Origin of the sequence: Novosphingobium sp. EMRT-2, assembly GCF_005145025.1 — a bacterium.
Lineage (GTDB): Bacteria > Pseudomonadota > Alphaproteobacteria > Sphingomonadales > Sphingomonadaceae > Novosphingobium.
In genome coordinates this window covers 3,118,128-3,135,942 of sequence record NZ_CP039695.1, presented here as the reverse complement: position 1 = coordinate 3,135,942, position 17,815 = coordinate 3,118,128, and the positions used below count along the sequence as shown (strand labels likewise).

The window sequence follows — 17,815 nt, the reverse complement described above, 5'->3', positions numbered from 1 at the left end:
ATAAACTGACATGCGATAGGCCTCTCCGGACTTCTTTTCGTAAGCATCTGTGTCTGCAGCATTGATCCAATCGTCCAATTCAATATTCTGCGATGCTATTCTTGCTGCTCATATTATCGTGCCGGATCATGTCGGCGGCTTTCTCGCCGATCATGATGCAGGTTGCATTGGTGTTGCCGTTGACGACTGATGGCATGATCGAGGCATCGGCCACGCGGATATTTGCGAGGCCGTGAACGCGCAGGCGGTTGTCGACCACCGCCATCTCGTCGGTGCCCATCTTGCATGTTCCCACCGGATGATAAGCATGATTGGCTTCTGCCCGGATATAGGCGTCGATCTCTTCATCAGTTTCAAGGTAGCGGTCAGGATAGAGAGGCCGTTTCATCATCGCCTTCATGCGATCCGAATGCAGGATCTCCTGCACGACACGGAAGGCATTGCGCAACGTCTTGAGGTCGTCGGGATGACTCAAGAGATTGAGGTCAATCTTGGGATCGGATTCGGGGTTTGAGTCATGTAAGGCAACCCAGCCGCGGCTCTTTGGGCGCCCAATATTGAGAATGATCGTATAGCCCCATTTCGTCATCAGCTTGTAGTCGCGCGCATGGTCGCGATAGGCGAGCGGCACGACATGGACCTGGCAGTCCGCCCGGTTCTGCCCCGGCGCGGATCGCAAGAAACCGCCTGCAGCCGTGGGCGGCGATGCCAGCCAGCTTTTCCTTTGCGTGAGATACTGGAATAGGTCTCGCACGGTCTTGAGCGCGCCAACGACATTGAGTGCGATCCCGAGCCGCTTCTTCGACTGGTAGACCAGCATCAGGTCAGGATGGTCGTGAAGATTCTGGCCGACACCGGGAATATCATGAATCACTTCGATTCCATGCTTCTCCAACTCATCACGCGGTCCGATACCGGAAAGCATCAACAGTTGGGGCGAATTATAGGCGCCGCCGCTGACAATGACTTCCTTTTCGCACGGGATCGTCTTCAACTGCCCGTCCTGGGAATACTCGACTGCCACCGCGCGGTTGCCCTCAAACCTGATACGATGGACGCGGGCATGTACTTCGACGCGGAGGTTGCCGCGCCTGCCCATCACCGGATCAAGGTAACACGCCTTCACGCTGGCGCGCTTCCCGTCCTTCACGGTAAACTGATAGATGCCGACACCTTCCTGGCTGGCACCATTGAAGTCCGGATTGGCTTGATGGTCCAGTCCAGTCGCCGCCTCGATGAAAGCATCATAGACATCGAATTCGCGCTTGCCGTTGGATACGTGAAGCGGTCCCGACGAGCCGTGAAACTCATCCTCACCGCGCTCATTATTCTCAGCCTTGCGGAAATAGGGCAGGACATCGTTGTAACCCCAGCCGTCGTTGCCGAGTTCGGCCCAGTGGTCGAAATCCGACCGGTCGCCGCGGATATAGACCATCCCGTTCATACCGCTCGATCCACCCAGCATCTTCCCGCGCGGATTGTAGAGGCGGCGGTCGTTGAGCGCCTTTGAAGGGTCGGTGTTGAACCGCCAGTTGAGCGTATTGATCCGATAGTCTTGGATCAGCGCCGCAAAAGCGCCGGGCGTGGACACAAGCGGCGAGGTGCCTGGGCCGCCTGCCTCGAGCAGGCAAACGGTGACATCGGGGTCCTCGGACAACCGGCTGGCGATAACGCCGCCCGACGACCCACCTCCAATAATTACATAGTCAGCCATTTGCTTCCCTTGTCATTCGACCCATGCTGGCGACCCGGCGTCATGCAACATGCCAGCATCAACCGCCGCAGCCACGTCAGAGGATCTTTTCGAAGATGTTGAGTAGTCCTTCGGTCTTGCTCGAATAGGGTGGCAGAAGTTGACCAAGCAGGCTGAGTTTCGGCTGAGAGAACACCGGCTTGTAATGAGTGAAGCGCTCGAAACTGGCGACGCCGGTATAGGCACCGATGCCGCTCTGTCCGATGCCACCGAAAGGCAGCCGGCGCTGGAAGACGTGCATGACCGTGCCGTTGAGAGTCACGCCGCCAGCGTGCGTTTCGGAAATGATCTTGCGCCGTTCCTCACTTTCGTCGCCAAAATAATAGAGCGCCAGCGGGCGCTCATGCCGGTTTACGTAGCGAATGAGCTCGTCTTCGGAGCGATATGGCATGATCGGCAGGATCGGTCCGAAAATCTCCTCCTGCATCATCGCCATGTCATCGGTAACGTCGAGAACCGCCAACGGCACGATCCGATGCCGTTCAGGAAGCGTTCCATCGCCGTTGTCCGAGAGGTTGAGCACCGTCGCGCCCTTGGCTTCGGCATCATCGAGCAAACCTTGGAGCCGCGCGAACTGTCGGTCATTGATGATACTGGTGAAATCGGGGTTGCTTGCCGCGTTGGGGTAGCATTTGGCAACCTGAGCGCGGAGTGCGGCGACGAAGCTTTCCATCTGATCGACATGGACGAAGGCATAGTCAGCGGCGATGCAGGTCTGGCCGGCGTTGAGCAGCTTGCCGAACACTAAGCTTTCACAGACTTGTGCAAGCGATGCACCCTTGCCCACGATGGCAGGGCATTTGCCGCCAAGTTCCAGAGTAACAGGTGTAAGGTTGGCAGCCGCCGCTTCATAGACTTTGCGGCCAACCGCGGGTGAACCGGTGAAGAGAATATGGTCGAAAGGTAGGGCCGTCATCGCCTGTGCCATGTCGGGCCCGCCCTGGACAATCGCGAATTCCTCTTCGGCGAAATACCGGCGCACAAGCCGCTCGCTGGCTTCGGCGGCGTTGGCGGAAACTTCGCTCGGCTTTGCGATCACGCGGTTGCCGGCCGCCAATGCACCGGCCGCGCCAACGAATATGGTGCCGAGCGGATAGTTCCACGTGCCGAGAACGCCCACCACACCTAGGGGCTGGGGGACCAGGCGCGATGAACCGGGAAGGCCGAAGATGTCAGTCTTCACCCGCCGCGGCCTCAGCCACGTCTTCAGATTGCGGCGCGCAAATTTAATTTCCGATATGCCAAGCATCAGGTCGAGCAGGATAGTCTCGTAGCGGGATCGAATGCCGAAATCGGCGGCAACGGCATCGACCAATTCGTCTCTGTGCTGCTCAAATATCCGGCCAAGGCGCCCGAGCAGGTCCATGCGTTCTTCGTAGCTGCGCGAAACCTGCTCACGCGTCCCTTCGCGTTGGGTCGCGAAAATTCGTTCCAGCTCAGTTCTGTTCCGAGACGCATCCACGTTAAATCGTCCGGAGGCGCGCTGGCCGCTCGGCGCTGCTCGCCTGGGCGGTGCTTTCAGCTGCGCCGATCTCAGTGATCACAGCGCGCTCGATTCTGTACGCCGTGCCGATGAATGAGGGACCGTTGCCGGTGGAACGCATCATGGATACTCCTCGGTCTGAAAGTCAGGTCGAAAAAATCGGGGGCAGCGGGCGGGAGAGGATGCCCGCCGCCCCCGTCGCAGCAGCGATCAGAACTTGACTGTCGCTTCGACGCCATAAGTGCGCGGCATGCCGCGGTTCAGATAATCGTAGCCGAACACGTTGAGGTTGAGGCCGTAGGTGTAGTAATATTTGTCGAACAGATTCTTCGCCCACAAGCTAACCGACATATTGTCGTGCGCATAGGTTAATCGCGCATTGGCGAGCCAGTAGCCCGGATTTGCGCATGTAATCGCCTTACCCGCGAGCGTTATGTTCGATCCCGCTGGGGGTGTATCGCACGGTGTCTGCCCATAATTCTTGAACGGATCAAAATAGTACTTGCCCATGTAGGACGCATCACCGCGCAAGGTCAGCTTGTTGGTGCCGTCATCGATCATATCCCAGTCGAATCCGGCCTGGAACGTAACCTCCGGCGCGTTCGGGAAGGGATTGCCGTTGACGTTCAATGTCGGGCTGGCCGGGTTTGCCGGATCGATCACATTGCCTTTGTACTTGCTGTTGAGATAGCCCAGCGAAGCATCGAAACGCAACGTATCGGCCACCTGCCAGGCGAGTTCGGCCTCGCCACCGAACAGGCGACCATTGGCGCTGCGCGTGAAGGTTGTAGCGCCGACCACCTGCGTTACTTGGTGATTCGAATACTCGTAGTAGAAGCCCGCGAGGTTAAGTTGGACGCGGCGATCGAACAGCCGGGTTTTGAGCCCCGCCTCATATGCATTCACCTTTTCAGGCTGGATATAATAGACTTGATTGACGCCCTGATAGGCAAGCCCGTTGAAGCTGCCGCTGCGGTAACCGCGACTGTACTGGAGATAGCCCATGATATCATCGGCGAACTCATAGCTGACATTGATACGGCCGGTTAGCCTGTTTGCCTTTTCGCGCTGCTCAAGCGGCGCGAGATTGGGGTTGTATGGATTGCTGTAGGGGATCAGGTTGACAACCGGCGTCGTACCGTCGAGCGCATAGAGGAAAGTGCTGCCGTTAAGGTAATTGACCTTATCCTGGGTGTAGCGTGCACCCACCGCCACGGTCAGCCGCTCGGTCGCTTTCCAGGTTACGTCGCCGTAGATCGCCTTCGAGGGGCGCGACACGTCAAAACGCTGTTCGCCGAGGATCGGGGTGAACGGAGGCGCGCCTGCCCCGGCGCAGCCCGCCGAAAAGCTACCCCCCATGCCGCCATTGCCCGTATTATTGATCGCGATGTCGGTCTGGAGTGCAATCAGCGAGCGTGCATCAAGGAAGCCGTTGGGATTGATCTCGATCGCGTCGCAGAATCCGGCATCGCCAGGCCCCAACGCCGGATTGGCGGCAAAGGCTGGGATATAGCGGATCGCGTCGGGCGTTCCGATTGCGGCGTTATTGTAGCTGCCCGGAAGACCGGCGCCAAGCAGCAGCGGCCTCAGCGCCCCGAAAAAGTCCGGGTAGTTGACCGTCTTGACCTTGTCCCTGCCATAATAAAGGCCGGCAATGATATCGAGGCGGTCGTTCGAATAGCTGAAACGCAGGTCCTGGTTGAAATTCTTGCTCGTCGACGTGTAGCCGATCGAGCAGAGATCGGCTGGGCCGCCATCGCAATCATCAGGATTGTTGATATAGTCGCCGGTGTCGTAGCCGGTAATCGAGGTGACGGAGAATTGGTCGCTGACATCCCATTTGATGTTGAGGGCTATCCCTTTCGACTTGCTGATGTTCTTACCTACCCGATCAACTGCGACCTCATTGTCACGCAGCAACCGCCCGCCTAGGAAAGGTTGCGGATCGTAACGCGAATAGCCGAGCGCATCCTGCCCGCCCGCGAGTTGACCACCTGCATAGGGCGCGGTGCCCCATGGATCGTCCTTCGCGGCATAGAGCTTCAAATTGATGTCGAGATCGGGATCGGGCCGGAAGCGGATCGAGATACGACCGCCGATCGTATCGGTGGTCCCTAGGTCGCGCTCATTCCCAGGCAGTACATTGCGCTGCCAACCATCCCCTTTTGCAAAAGTACCGGCGACGCGGACGCCCAAGATGTCGGGAACCAGCGTCGCTTCAGCGGCGCCCTGCACCGTGAAAGTGTCGTAATTGGCATAGCCGGCGGTCAGATAGCCATTGGCCTCTCCCAGATCCGGCTTGCGCGTGAAGAAGCTGATCGCGCCACCCGTGGTGTTGCGACCGTAGAGTGTTCCTTGCGGTCCGCGCAGTACCTCGACCCGGTCGATGTCATAGAGTTGCAGGCCATGGCTCGCCCGGAAGCTCTGATAGACTTCATCGACATAGACGCCAACCGGCGACGCAGTGGAGGCGGAAAATTCGTTCGCCACTGAAATCCCGCGCAGCGAGAAATTCGGTTGGGTGCGACCATAGGGAGTGGTGACTTGCAGGCTGGGGATCGCGCCCATCAAGTCTGAGGTCTCCGTGATGCCGCGCGTGCGCAGCGTCTCGCCGCCTATGGCGGAAACGGCGGCTGGAACATCCTGCAAATTCTGTTCGCGCTTCTGCGCCGTGACGACGATTGTCTCAAGGCCACCTTCCTGCGCCTCGGGCTTTTCGCCCTGCGATGCAGCGTCCTGGGCATGTGCCGGCACTGCAAGCGCACACGCGATCGATAGCGCGGTGGCACAAAGCAAATTTGTCCTAAAGGCTGTGACCATGACTGTCCTCCCCACGGCATTTTTTGATTTGGCGCCATTTGCCGCGCCTTGGGGCTCATCGTCCAATTCAATTTGTTGGCGAACTATTCCTCCCACTCATTGATTAAGGACTGATGAGCCTGCACCGCTGACGCTTCGTGGCGACGCAAATAACCCCATATATTTCATTGAATTAGTCACGCTGAGCGCGTCCATCGGGACGGATGCGCGCGTTCTGCTCGCCCCAATCGAGCCCTTCCAGACGATGTATCGGCGTAATTGGCGGTCCCGGCGGTTTCCCTTGTCGAGTTGCAAGGGGAATCAGCTATGATGAGATGTAGTGAGATACGGTTTCTTGGAGTTCATTCTACTATTCGCGGATGCATCTAAGTAGCTGATATTTCTAACAACTATGGCAGAAAACCGCGCCTCTAAATCGGCGGTTCTGACTTTTGAGGCTCATCGCGAAGCCGCCCGAAGGGGGCGTTGCCAATACGGCTGTCTCTGGTCGCTTGGTGGCAGGTGCTGGATGGGAGCGGAACAGCGCATGAATTGTGAGAACTCGATAGGATTCTTCTCGACATTCGACACTGCGGTTGCCGCGTCGATCACGTCGGCCCAGTCTTGGAGCATCCGCCTTCGCGGTGTGAGATAGAGCGCACTGTTGTAAGCGCCGCGCACCTCATCCTCGTCCTCGTGAGCGAGCGCCATCTCGATCCAATCCGGCTTGTAGCGTTCGGCTTCGTTCGCCCAGGTCGAGCCGAGCCCCCTAAACCCATGTACCGTCTGCCGATGGAGATACCCCATCCGATAACAGGCATAGATCATGGTGTTCTCGGAAATAGACTTTCCAGGCTTGGCTCCGGGAAAGAGGAACGCATCGTTCGTCGCCTGCAAGCGGCGCTGAACGATCATTGCGGCCTGGCGGGACAGCGGAACAAGATGCTCACGTTCCATCTTCATGCGCTCCGGCGACAGACGCCATAGCGGGTTCGGTCCATAGAGATCCTCGAACTCGTCCCTGGCCGCGAAGCGGGTTTCGCTGGTTCGGACCCATGTGAGCAAGGTGAACAGCAGCGCGTCACGGGTGATCTCGCGGCGGCGCGGCGTGTCCTCGCCGTCATAGGCGAAGATCGCTCGCACCAGCTTCGGAAACTCCGCGAGCGGCACGCGCGCCATGTGCCTGACGGGCGGCTTGGGCTTGAGCGCATCGTTGAGGCCGAGCGTCGGATCGATGGTCGCCCAGCCGCTCGCGATCGCGAAGCGATAGATCTGGCTGACGTTCTGCTTGAGGCGACGGGCGATATCGAGGGCGCCGCGCGCTTCGACCGCGCGGATCATCTCGAGAATCTCGGGCGGGTCGATTTCCGTGATCGGACGCTTCCCGATGACCGGAAAGACGTCGCGCTCCATCCGGTTGATGACGCGCAGGGCATGGGCCGAGTCCAGCCCTTCAATACGATTGGCGTGCCAGGCCCGCGCAATCTCTTCGAACAGCTTGAGCGCGGCCCTCTGCTTCTTCGCCCGCTTCCTGGCCTCGGCGGGGTCCTCACCCTGATCGAGCAGCCGCTTGGCTTCGGTCCGCTTCTCGCGGGCGATCGCCAGCGTGACGGTCGGATATTTGCCGAAGCTCAGCAGTTTTTCCTTGCCGTCGAAGCGGTATTTCAGGCGCCAGAGCTTCGATCCGTTCGGCTGGACGAGCAGGTGCAGGCCTTCTCCATCGGACAGCTTGTAGGGGCGCTGCCGCTTGGTGGCGTATTTGACCTCAAGTTCTTTCAAAGCCATCTGGGGGTATCGCCTGTTTTGGGGACAGCCGAAAAATACCCCCAAAATACCCCCAATCCAAATCGCCGTGGGTGGCCGCAGCCGGTCGCACCGGGACGCCGGCGTACGCAACGGGACGCGAAAAATATTTGATTTTCCTCGAAAAATGTCTGCCAGTGGCCTCAGTGGGTCACTGGTGGACAATCCGGGTTGGTAGCGGAGGAGGGACTCGAACCCCCGACACGCGGATTATGATTCCGCTGCTCTAACCGGCTGAGCTACTCCGCCCCATGGCGCGATCGCGCTGGATCGCAAGGCAGGCCGCGCTCTTAGGCGGGGAGCCGCGCGGGGTCAACAGGGGAAACACGGGTCGGGGAAAGTTTCTCCGCCGGGCTTTGGAGCGGGGTTCAGCCGCCCCGCCCGCGGAACGACCACCGCGCGACGTCCTGCCAGGGGCCACCCATATAACGGTGCAGCGCCAGCCCGGCGAAGCGGAACGCGCGCGGGCGGAAGTCCGCCTCCAGCGTGGCCTGCAAAGCGCGCGCGGCCACGCGTTCGACCTTGTTCTGGACGGTGACGTGCAGTCGGGGGCGATGGCTGTCCTGCGCGGTCAGCAGGCCGTGGAAATGCTCGGCGATGTCGTCCCGCAGCGCCAGCAGCGGCGCACACTCGATGGCAAAGGCCGTGCCCTTGCCCAGGTCCATCACGCCGGAAAGCCGGGCCTCTGGCGGCGCATGGTCCGCGCAGACGCGCGCCAGCAAGGCCCGGGCTTCCTCCTCTGCAAAAGGCGGAAGCGCGTGAAACAGCGTGACGTGCGCAGTCAGGACATTGCGCTCCGGCGGAAAATGGGCACGCCGCAGGCTGTCGAGCCACGCGTGTTCCGCCGGCGGCAACGTGGCGGTGACGATCAGCGGGGCGCGCCCAGCCGGCGCCCCTTCCCCCGCCTCGTCCGCGTCAAAGCTCTCCACGTTGCCGCCGCAGCGCGAACCACTTGGCCACGTTGGCGTTGTGCTCCTGCAGGGTGGACGCGAAAACGTGCCCACCCGAACCGTCTGCCACCATGTAGATCGCTTCGGTCTTCGCCGGGTTCAGCACCGCCTCGATCGAAGCGCGGCCGGGGTTGGTGATCGGCCCCTTGGGCAGGCCGACCATGGTGTAGGTATTGTAGTCGTTGACCGCCTGGATCTCCGACTGGCGGATGCGGCGGCCGAGCGGCTTGCCCTTGGTGATCGGGTAGATGATCGTGGGGTCCGCCTGCAGCAGCATCCCCTTGCGCACGCGGTTGGAATAGAGCCCGGCCACCATGCCCCGCTCGGAAGGCTTGCCGGTTTCCTTCTCCACGATCGAGGCAAGGATCACCGCGTCGCGCGGGGTCTTGGCCACCGTGTCGGGTGATCGCTTCGCCCACAGTTCGGCCAGCGTCTTGTCCATCGCCGCCTGCATCCGCTTCAGCACCGCCTCGCGGCTTTCGCCGCGCTGGAAGGCGTAGCTGTCGGGCAGGACCGAGCCCTCATCCGGCACCGCGACCTTGCCCGTCAGCAGCGGCTGGTTCATCAGCCGCTCATAGACCATAATCGACGGCAACCCTTCGGGCACGGTCACCATCCGGCGGATGGTGCCTTCGGCGCCCTGCAAGATCTTGAGGATTTCCGAAGCGCTGGCATGGCGCGGCAGCAGAAATTCGCCGGCCTTGATCGGCTCGTCGCTGCCGAACAGCTTGGCATGCGCCCGGAACGACGAGGCCGACGGGATCGCCCCTTCCTTCTCCAGCTTGGCCGAGATGCTCCACAGCGCGACGCCATCGGGCACGACGAAGGTCGTGTCCTTGGCCAGGGGACCGGGGCCGTACCACGTGTAGAAAAAACGGCCCACGGCCAGCAGCAGCACCATCGCCGCCGCCAGCGCCAGCAGCCATGCCTTGCCGCGAAACATCATCTTCCGGCTCCCGGCCCAGCTTCCTGCTTTGCCGCGGACGCCACGCCGACGCCTGCTCAGACCGCTTTCACGATCAGGCTGGCATTGGTGCCACCGAACCCGAAGCTGTTGTTGAGCGCGGCGCGCACGGTGCGCTTCTTGGCATGGTGCGGCACCAGGTCCACACCCTCGGTCCCCTCGTCGGGATTGTCGAGGTTCAGCGTCGGCGGCACGATCTGGTCGCGAATGGCGAGGATGCAGAAAATCGCTTCCACCGCGCCGGCACCGCCCAGCAGGTGGCCGATGGCGGACTTGGTGCTGCTCATCGAAGCGCCGCCCAAGTCATTGCCCAGCACGCGCTTGACCGCACCGAGTTCGATCGTGTCGGCCATCGTCGACGTGCCATGGGCGTTGACATAGTCGATGTCGCCCGGCTCCATGCCGGCCTTGCGCAGCGCCATGCGCATGGCGAGTTCGGCGCCCTTGCCTTCCGGATGCGGCGCGGTGACGTGGTAGGCGTCGCCCGACAGGCCATAGCCGACGACTTCGGCATAGATCTTCGCGCCGCGCGCCTTGGCGTGCTCGTACTCTTCCAGCACCACCACGCCCGCGCCCTCGCCCATCACGAAGCCGTCGCGGTCCTTGTCATAGGGGCGGCTGGCCTGCTCGGGGCGGTCGTTGTAGCTGCAGTTGAGCGCGCGCGCCTGCGCGAAGCCGGCCACGCCCAGCGGGTTGATCGTGCTTTCCGCACCACCCGCCAGCATCACGTCGGCATCGCCGTCCTTGATCATCCGCGCAGCATCGCCGATCGAATGAGCGCCGGTGGAGCAGGCGGTGACAACGGCGTGGTTCGGCCCCATCAGGCCGTACTTGATCGACACCTGGCCCGAGATCAGGTTGATCAGGCGGCCATGCACGAAGTGCGGGGAAACCCGGCCCGGCCCCTTCTCGTGCAGGACGATCGATTCGCTTTCGATGCCCGGCAAGCCGCCGATGCCCGAACCGATCGAGCAGCCGGTGCGCAGCTTCAGATCGTCATCCATATCGGCAAGGCCGGCGTCTTCCAGCGCCTGCCCGGCGGCATCGATGCCATAGACGATGAACGGATCGACTTGGCGCTGGATCTTGTGATCGACGCGCTTGCCCGGATCGAAGCCATATTCATGGTCCGCCGGCTTCACTTCGCAGGCGATCAGGCACTTCTGGCCGGTCGTGTCGAACTTCGTGATCGGCCCCGCGCCGGATTTTCCGGCCAGCAGGTTTTTCCACACGGTTTCGACGTCGGCTCCGAGCGGAGTGACGAGGCCCAGTCCGGTTACGACCACACGACGCATGATATTCTCCGAAACTTCCATTCGCGCCCCGGCCCATCGCTGGCCGGGCACTTTCAAGCACAACAGGCCCAGACCCCTTGCGGGCTGAGCCTGTCGAGGCCCCGTCCTTCACTTTCCGGCCGGGAGTCCGGGAAAAAGGACAGCCCTTCGACAAGCGCAGGGCAGACGGGGATAATCTGTAAGAGCCTGATCAGCCCTTGTTTTCGTCGATGTACTTGATCGCGTCAGAAACGGTGGAGATCTTCTCCGCCGCGTCGTCGGGGATCTCGACGCCAAATTCTTCCTCGAAGGCCATGACCAGCTCGACGATGTCGAGCGAATCAGCGCCCAGGTCGTCGATGAAGCTGGCGTCTTCGGTGACCTTGTCGGCCTCGACGCCGAGGTGCTCGACAACGATCTTCTTAACGCGGTCGGCGGTATCGCTCATAAATGCCCCTTCGAAGGAAAGCGGTTGGCTTTTGTTTCGGCTTTCGCCCTAATGTGCGGAATGCTGGCTGGCAAGTAGGGCGTGAACGGCGATGCCGCAAGCACCCCACGGGCCATCGTCATCCCTTTGACGGTTCCACCACGCGGACATGCAGTTCGCGCAGCTGCTTGAGGCCCGCCGGCGAAGGCGCGCCCATCAGCAGGTCCTCCGCGCGCTGGTTCATCGGGAACAGCGAGATTTCGCGCAGGTTCTGCACGCCGCAGATCAGCATGACGATGCGATCCACGCCGGCAGCCATGCCCCCGTGCGGCGGCGCACCATACTGGAACGCGCGGTAAAGCCCGCCGAAACGCTCCTCGACGTCCTCCTTCGACAGGCCCACCAGCTCGAACGCCTTGACCATGGTCTCGGGCGACTGGTTGCGGATCGAGCCGGACGCGATCTCGTAGCCGTTGCACACGAGATCGTACTGGAAGGCGTTGATCGTCAGCGGGTCCTGCGTGTTCAGCGCCTCAAGCCCGCCCTGCGGCATCGAGAACGGGTTGTGGCTAAACTCAACCTTCTTGTTCTCCTCGTCCCATTCGTAGAACGGGAAATCGACGATCCAGCACAGGTCGAACCGGTCCTTGTCGATCAGGCCGAGCTGTTCGCCCACGCGGTTGCGGGCCAGGCCCGCGAGCTTGGCCGCCTGGTCTTCCTTGCCAGCCGCGAAGAACAGGCCGTCATCCGCCCCCAGGCCGAGTTCGGCGTAGAGCTTCTCCATGCCTTCCGTGCCGTGATTCTTGGCGATCGGACCACCAAACTCGCCGCCCTTGCGGGTGACGTAGCCAAGCCCCGCGAAGCCTTCGCCGCGCGCCCAGTCGTTCATGTCGTCGAAGAACTTGCGGCTCTTGTCGGCCGTGCCCGGCGCCGGAATGGCGCGGACCACGCCGCCCGTGCCCACGATCTTCTCGAACAGGCCGAACCCGGACTGCGTGAAGTGCGCGGAAACGTCGGTGATGATCAGCGGGTTGCGCAGGTCCGGCTTGTCCGAACCGTACTTAAGCATGGCCTCGCTGTAGGGGATGCGCGGGAACTGGCCGATCGGGGTGACCGGGCGCCCTTCCGCGAACGCCTCGAACACGCCGCCGATCACCGGCTCCATCGTCTCCCAGACTTCCTCCTGCGTCACGAAGCTCATTTCCAGGTCGAGCTGGTAGAACTCGCCAGGCAGACGGTCGGCGCGCGGATCCTCGTCGCGGAAGCACGGGGCGATCTGGAAATAGCGGTCGAAGCCCGCCACCATCAGCAGCTGCTTATATTGCTGCGGCGCCTGCGGCAGCGCATAGAACTTGCCGGGATGGATGCGGCTCGGCACCAGGAAGTCGCGCGCGCCTTCGGGGCTGGACGCGGTGAGGATCGGCGTCGAATATTCGGTGAAGCCGGCGGCTTCCATGCGCCGCCGCATGTCCGAAATGACCTTCGTGCGCTTGACGATGTTGGCGTGCAGCGTTTCGCGGCGCAAGTCGAGGAAGCGGAACTTGAGGCGGATGTCCTCCGGGTATTCCTGCTCGCCGGCTACCGGCATCGGCAGCTCCTCCGCCGCCGACAGCACCGTGGCGGACCGGGCGAAGACCTCGATCTCGCCGGTCGGCAGGTTCGCGTTGACGGTGCCTTCGGCGCGCGCCTTCACTTCGCCGTCGATCGTCACCACGCTTTCCACGCGCAGCCCTTCCAGCAGCGGCAGCGCCGCGCTGTCGGCATCGGCGACGATCTGGGTCATGCCGTAGTGATCGCGCAGATCAACGAACAGCACGCCGCCGTGATCGCGCTTGCGATGGACCCAGCCGGAAAGGCGAACCACCTGGCCGACATGCTCGCGCGAGAGGGCGCCGCAGGTATGGGAACGGTAAAGGTGCATCGAAGGTCTTTCCAATCGGTCTGCAATAAGGCAGGGGGATATGCGCGGCTAACAGGCGATAGCCGTCATTTTGTCAAGCCGAGGACCCGCACGGGTCCATCCACAGGCCCCCGAAGGGGACGGGGCCAAAAAGAAAAGATCGATGAAGATACATTCGCTGATCACCACCACCGACGCTCTCGCCGCCTTGTGCGAACGCCTCGCGAAGTCCGATTTCGTCACCGTCGACACGGAATTCATGCGCGAGAACACCTATTGGCCCGAACTCTGCCTGGTGCAGATCGCCAATACCGAGGAAGCCGCCGCGGTCGATCCGCTGGCGCCGGGAATCGACCTTTCCCCGCTGCTCGACCTGCTGGTGGACAATGAGGACGTGCTCAAGGTCTTCCACGCCGGCGGGCAGGACGTGGAGATCATCTACAACCTCACCGGCAAGACCCCGCACCCGATCTTCGACACGCAGATCGCGATGATGGCGGTGAGCCAATCGGAACAGATCGGCTATTCCAACCTCGTCGAAAGCTGGCTGGGCCTGTCGATCGACAAGGGCGCGCGCTTCACCGACTGGTCGCGCCGGCCGCTCACCGAACGGCAGATCGAATACGCGATCGGCGACGTGACGCACCTGTCGAAGATTTTTCCCAAGCTGCTCAAGCGCCTCATCAAGACCGGGCGCGGCGAATGGCTCGACATCGAGATGGAAAAGCTGGCGGACCCGGCCAACTACAAATCCGATCCGCAGACCGTGTGGCAGAAAATCCGCCCACCCAGCCGCAATCCCGCCGTGCTGGGCCGCATGCGCGCCATCGCCGCCTGGCGCGAGGCCGAGGCGATGGACAAGAACATTCCGCGCGGCCGCATCATGCGCGATGAAACGCTGGCCGACATCGCCAGCCACCCCCCGCGCGAACAGCACGAACTCGCCAAGGTGCGCGGGCTTTCGAGCGGATGGAAGGACAACGAGATCGGCCGCCGCCTGATGCAAACGCTCGCCGAGGCGAAGCCGCTGACCGAAGCCGAAATGCCGCCCAAGGCGCCGCGCGGCGCGCCGCTGGGCAAGGAAGGCGCACTGGTGGCCGACCTGCTCAAGCTGCTACTCAAGATCCGCAGCCGCGAGATCGACATCGCCGCCCGCCTGCTGGCGCGCAGCGACGATCTGGAGGCGCTGGCCGCCGGGCAGCGGCGCAACCTGCCGATCCTGGAAGGATGGCGCTTCGAACAGTTCGGGCGCGACGCGCTCGATCTCGTCGAGGGCAAGCTGGCCTTCGCGGTCGTGGGCGGCAAGCTCAAGATGGCGCACATCGACGACATCGGCGGCGGCAGCACGGCCGAGCCGGTCGCGCATATCGATTGAGCGCATGTCCACCTACCTGCCCACGCTCAAGCAGCTCCAGTATCTCGTCGCCCTGCACGAACACGGCCACTTCGGCCGCGCGGCGGATGCGTGCTTCGTCTCGCAGTCCACGCTGTCGGCGGGCTTGCGCGAACTGGAAACGCTGCTGGGCGTGACGCTGGTCGAACGCACCCGCCGCGTCGTCCGCTTCACGCCGCTGGGCAACCAGGTCGTCGCCAAGGCGCACCGGCTGCTGCGCGAGGCGGAGGAGCTGTCCGAACTCGTCCAGTCGCACGGCGCGCCGCTGGCCGGCGAACTGCGCATGAGCGTGATTCCCACGATCGCGCCGTTCCTGCTGCCGCGCATCCTGCCGCGCCTGCGCAAGGAACGTCCGCAACTGCGCCTGTTCCTGCGCGAGGAGCCAAGCGCGGCGGCGATCGAATCGCTCCACCACGGGCGCGCGGACTGCGTGCTGCTGGCCCTGCCCTTCCCCACCGGCGAAGTGGAATCGGAGCATCTGTTCAACGACCGGCTCTATGTCGCCTTCCCCAAGGACGATCCGCGCGATCCGCCGGCCAGCGTTCCGCCCAGCATCATCGACGAGAATCGCCTGCTGCTGCTGGAAGACGGGCACTGCCTGAAGGAACACGCGCTGGCCGCGTGCAACCGCCCGGAACTGCGCGCCAGCGCGACGATGATCGGCACGTCGCTGCACACCCTGGTGCAGATGGTCGATAACGGGCTGGGCCTGACCATGCTGCCCGAAATGGCGGTCGAGGCGGGCATTCTTCACGATACCGACATCGTCGCGCGCCCGCTACAGGCCAACCATGCCTGGCGCGAGATCGCGCTGGTCTGGCGCAAGAATTCGCCGCGGGGCGAAGAGTTCAGGCTGCTGGCGCAGGAGCTGCGGGCCGGCTGAAACGATGCCGGCTGGCCAGCGTCAGTCCATGTGCTTGAGGCCCACCCGCAGATAATCCCACCCGGTCACCAGCGTCAGCGCGGCCGCGCCCCACAGCGTGGTGAGCCCCACGGTGTGCGGCAGGTTGAAAGTGAAGCCGCCCAGCGTCGCCGTCCAGCCCGGCAGCGCGCCGCCCAGGATCAGTGCCCCCAGCGACACCATCTGGAACGTCGTCTTCCATTTGGCGAGCTTGGACACCGGCACCGAGACCTGGATGCCGCCCAGGAACTCGCGCAGGCCCGACACGGCGATCTCGCGCAGCAGGATAACCAGCCCCGCGATCACGTGCATGTCGCCCACATAAGGCCCAGTCAGCACGCCCTGCGCGGTCAGCACGAGGATGACCGCCGCAACCATGATCTTGTCCGCGATCGGATCGAGGAAGATGCCGAGCTTCGACACCGCGCCTTGCGCCCGCGCCAGATAGCCGTCGAAATAGTCGGTGATTCCCATCAGGCAATAGACCGCGAAACCGATCCCGTAACCGAGCGGCCAGTGGGGGAACCACAACAGCGCGGCGAGCACCGGAACGGTGACAATGCGCGACAGCGTCAGGATGTTGGGCAGCGTCAGCATCGACCCTGCCATACGATGCTCTGCCGTAACGCGAAACCTCCCGTCCGGAATTTTCTGCCGTCACGGAAACATCACGCGAAACTGCAACGAGGCCTGGCCCGCAACGGGACACCCGCATGGCCGCCCATGCCGGAATCGCCTCCGGCCTGTGCGAAACGTGCGTTTGCCCCTTGCCCGTGCCGGTCATGGCGGTAAGGGTCTGCGGCGAACGGGGATGCTTGGCCAGAAAGTATGACGACATCGACGCATCTCATTCATACGCGCCGTTTTCTGCCCTTGTTCGTCACGCAGTTGCTGGGCGCGTTCAACGATAATCTCTTCAAGAATGCGATGGTGCTGTACGTGGTTTACAGCATCTACAACTCCGAAGCCGAAGAGGCGCGCTTCTCCGCGATAGCCTCGGCGCTGTTCATCCTGCCGTTCTTCCTGCTTTCGGCGCTGGCCGGTCAGCTCGCCGACATGCGCGACAAGGCGCGGATCATCCGCATCATCAAGTTCTGCGAGATCCTGATCATGCTGGCGGGTGGCGCCGGCCTGGCGCTGGCGTGGAAGGGCATCGCCATCCACACCGCCGCCATTCCGCTGATGCTGGCCGCGCTGCTGGCCATGGGAGTGCATTCCACCTTCTTCGGCCCGATCAAGTACGCGATTCTGCCGCAGCACCTCCACGCCAACGAAGTGCTGGCCGGCACCGGGCTGGTCGAGGCGGGCACCTATCTGGCGATCCTGGCAGGCACGATCCTGGCGGGATGGATTCCGGTCGAATGGGCCGCGGGCGGCGTGATCGTCACCGCCATGATCGGCTATCTGGCAGGGCGGCAGGTTCCCCCGGCGGAGCCGCTCACCGCCGCGCAGCCGCTCGACTACCACATCTGGCGTTCCTCGATCACGCTGATCCGCAACACCACCCGGCACCGGCGCGTGTTTCTGGCGATCATGGCGATCAGCTTCTTCTGGACGATCGGCGCGGTGCTGTTCATCCAGTTCCCGCCGCTCGCCAAGAACGTGCTCAGCGCCAGCAAGGAAGTGGCCAGCCTGTTCCTGGTGGTGTTCTCGATCGGCGTCGCCATCGGCTCGGTCTCGATCAACGCGCTGCTCAAGGGCACGGTATCGGCCCGCTATTCGCCGTGGTCGGTGATCGCGATGGGCCTGTTCATCGTGGCCTTCCACTTCGTCTGCCGGGCCTGGACGCCGCCCGAGGACGGGCTGCTGATGAACGTGGGCACCTTCGTCCATCATCCCATGGCCGTGCCGCTGCTGCTTTCGCTGCTCGGCATCGCGGTGGCCGGCGGCATGTTCGTGGTGCCGCTCTATGCGTTTCTCACCACCGTGGTCGACAAGTCGGAAACCGCGCGCACGATCGCAGCCAACAACATCGTCAATTCCGGCGCGATGGTGGTGGGCGCCGCGCTGGCGGCGGGCCTCAGCGCGGCCAAGGTGGCGCTGATCGACCAGTTGCTGCTGGGCGCGGCGATGTGTCTGGTATCCGCCTGGCTGGGCCAGTTGCTCTACAGCGCCGAACGCGCATGCGCCGACGAGGCTTCCCCGGCCTGAGGCGCGGCAATCCGCCC

At 62.7% G+C, this 17,815-nt stretch carries 14 protein-coding genes and 1 tRNA gene; 3 read left to right on the top strand and 12 right to left on the bottom strand.

Translation table 11 applies throughout. The annotated features are described in order from the left end of the window. Nucleotides 1–79 precede the first annotated feature (79 nt). The 11 genes from FA702_RS15335 to aspS all read right to left on the bottom strand — a co-directional run bounded on the left by FA702_RS15335 (nt 80) and on the right by aspS (nt 13,374). Entirely contained in the window at nt 80–1,714 is a 1,635-nt protein-coding gene (locus FA702_RS15335) for a GMC family oxidoreductase (RefSeq protein ID WP_136175472.1), read from the bottom strand. Nucleotides 1,715–1,790: 76 nt separating this feature from the next. Further along, a complete protein-coding gene (locus tag FA702_RS15330) occupies nt 1,791–3,215 on the bottom strand; it encodes an aldehyde dehydrogenase family protein (RefSeq protein ID WP_157228455.1) in 1,425 nt (474 codons plus the stop codon). Between the two features lies 1 nt (nt 3,216). Further along, nucleotides 3,217–3,360: a hypothetical protein gene (locus FA702_RS22815; RefSeq protein ID WP_168196078.1), complete on the bottom strand. Its 144-nt coding sequence runs from the start codon at nt 3,358–3,360 to the stop codon at nt 3,217–3,219. A gap of 86 nt (nt 3,361–3,446) precedes the next feature. Further along, nucleotides 3,447–6,122, bottom strand: a complete 2,676-nt coding sequence (locus FA702_RS15325) for a TonB-dependent receptor (RefSeq protein ID WP_255504598.1) — start codon at nt 6,120–6,122, stop codon at nt 3,447–3,449. Nucleotides 6,123–6,494: 372 nt separating this feature from the next. Next, complete coding sequence (locus FA702_RS15320) at nt 6,495–7,820, bottom strand: integrase arm-type DNA-binding domain-containing protein (RefSeq protein WP_081095415.1); 1,326 nt, start codon at nt 7,818–7,820, stop codon at nt 6,495–6,497. 190 nt (nt 7,821–8,010) lie between these two features. Beyond that, nucleotides 8,011–8,087 (bottom strand) — tRNA-Met (locus FA702_RS15315). Nucleotides 8,088–8,206: 119 nt separating this feature from the next. Then, entirely contained in the window at nt 8,207–8,767 is a 561-nt protein-coding gene (locus FA702_RS15310; protein ID WP_136956817.1) for a 2'-5' RNA ligase family protein, read from the bottom strand. Next, on the bottom strand, nt 8,754–9,731 hold the full coding sequence (mltG, locus tag FA702_RS15305; RefSeq protein WP_370385516.1) for an endolytic transglycosylase MltG: 978 nt from the start codon (nt 9,729–9,731) through the stop codon (nt 8,754–8,756). The genes FA702_RS15310 and mltG overlap by 14 nt, the downstream gene beginning before the upstream one ends. 59 nt (nt 9,732–9,790) lie before the next feature. Continuing rightward, nucleotides 9,791–11,047 carry a beta-ketoacyl-ACP synthase II gene (gene fabF / locus FA702_RS15300; RefSeq protein WP_136956815.1) on the bottom strand — a complete coding sequence of 419 codons (1,257 nt, stop codon included), beginning with the start codon at nt 11,045–11,047 and terminating at the stop codon, nt 9,791–9,793. Between the two features lie 190 nt (nt 11,048–11,237). Then, the gene (locus tag FA702_RS15295; protein WP_028657713.1) at nt 11,238–11,474 is read right to left on the bottom strand and encodes an acyl carrier protein; all 237 of its coding nucleotides are present in this window, start codon (nt 11,472–11,474) and stop codon (nt 11,238–11,240) included. A gap of 118 nt (nt 11,475–11,592) precedes the next feature. Next, nucleotides 11,593–13,374, bottom strand: coding sequence for an aspartate--tRNA ligase (gene aspS, locus FA702_RS15290; protein WP_136956814.1), 1,782 nt, complete (start codon nt 13,372–13,374; stop codon nt 11,593–11,595). 142 nt (nt 13,375–13,516) lie between these two features. On the opposite strand from aspS, the gene rnd reads away from it, so the two are divergent. After that, nucleotides 13,517–14,728, top strand: a complete 1,212-nt coding sequence (gene rnd / locus FA702_RS15285; RefSeq protein WP_136956813.1) for a ribonuclease D — start codon at nt 13,517–13,519, stop codon at nt 14,726–14,728. A 4-nt stretch (nt 14,729–14,732) separates the two neighbouring features. Continuing rightward, nucleotides 14,733–15,629 carry a hydrogen peroxide-inducible genes activator gene (locus FA702_RS15280; protein WP_136956812.1) on the top strand — a complete coding sequence of 299 codons (897 nt, stop codon included), beginning with the start codon at nt 14,733–14,735 and terminating at the stop codon, nt 15,627–15,629. A 21-nt stretch (nt 15,630–15,650) separates the two neighbouring features. Here the strand turns inward: FA702_RS15280 and pgsA are convergent, their stop codons facing one another. Beyond that, nucleotides 15,651–16,244, bottom strand: a complete 594-nt coding sequence (gene pgsA, locus FA702_RS15275; protein ID WP_136957463.1) for a CDP-diacylglycerol--glycerol-3-phosphate 3-phosphatidyltransferase — start codon at nt 16,242–16,244, stop codon at nt 15,651–15,653. Between the two features lie 231 nt (nt 16,245–16,475). Between pgsA and FA702_RS15270 the strand changes: the two genes are divergently transcribed. Continuing rightward, nucleotides 16,476–17,798, top strand: a complete 1,323-nt coding sequence (locus FA702_RS15270) for an MFS transporter (RefSeq protein ID WP_136956811.1) — start codon at nt 16,476–16,478, stop codon at nt 17,796–17,798. Nucleotides 17,799–17,815: the final 17 nt, after the last annotated feature.

Coding starts and splice junctions, on each gene's coding strand:
- aspS (WP_136956814.1), bottom strand. CDS start 13,374: ATGCACCTTTACCGTTCCCATACCTGCGGCGCCCTCTCGCGCGAGCAT.
- FA702_RS15295 (WP_028657713.1), bottom strand. CDS start 11,474: ATGAGCGATACCGCCGACCGCGTTAAGAAGATCGTTGTCGAGCACCTC.
- FA702_RS15335 (WP_136175472.1), bottom strand. CDS start 1,714: ATGGCTGACTATGTAATTATTGGAGGTGGGTCGTCGGGCGGCGTTATC.
- rnd (WP_136956813.1), top strand. CDS start 13,517: ATGAAGATACATTCGCTGATCACCACCACCGACGCTCTCGCCGCCTTG.
- FA702_RS22815 (WP_168196078.1), bottom strand. CDS start 3,360: ATGATGCGTTCCACCGGCAACGGTCCCTCATTCATCGGCACGGCGTAC.
- pgsA (WP_136957463.1), bottom strand. CDS start 16,244: ATGCTGACGCTGCCCAACATCCTGACGCTGTCGCGCATTGTCACCGTT.
- FA702_RS15320 (WP_081095415.1), bottom strand. CDS start 7,820: ATGGCTTTGAAAGAACTTGAGGTCAAATACGCCACCAAGCGGCAGCGC.
- FA702_RS15280 (WP_136956812.1), top strand. CDS start 14,733: ATGTCCACCTACCTGCCCACGCTCAAGCAGCTCCAGTATCTCGTCGCC.
- mltG (WP_370385516.1), bottom strand. CDS start 9,731: ATGTTTCGCGGCAAGGCATGGCTGCTGGCGCTGGCGGCGGCGATGGTG.
- fabF (WP_136956815.1), bottom strand. CDS start 11,047: ATGCGTCGTGTGGTCGTAACCGGACTGGGCCTCGTCACTCCGCTCGGA.
- FA702_RS15270 (WP_136956811.1), top strand. CDS start 16,476: ATGACGACATCGACGCATCTCATTCATACGCGCCGTTTTCTGCCCTTG.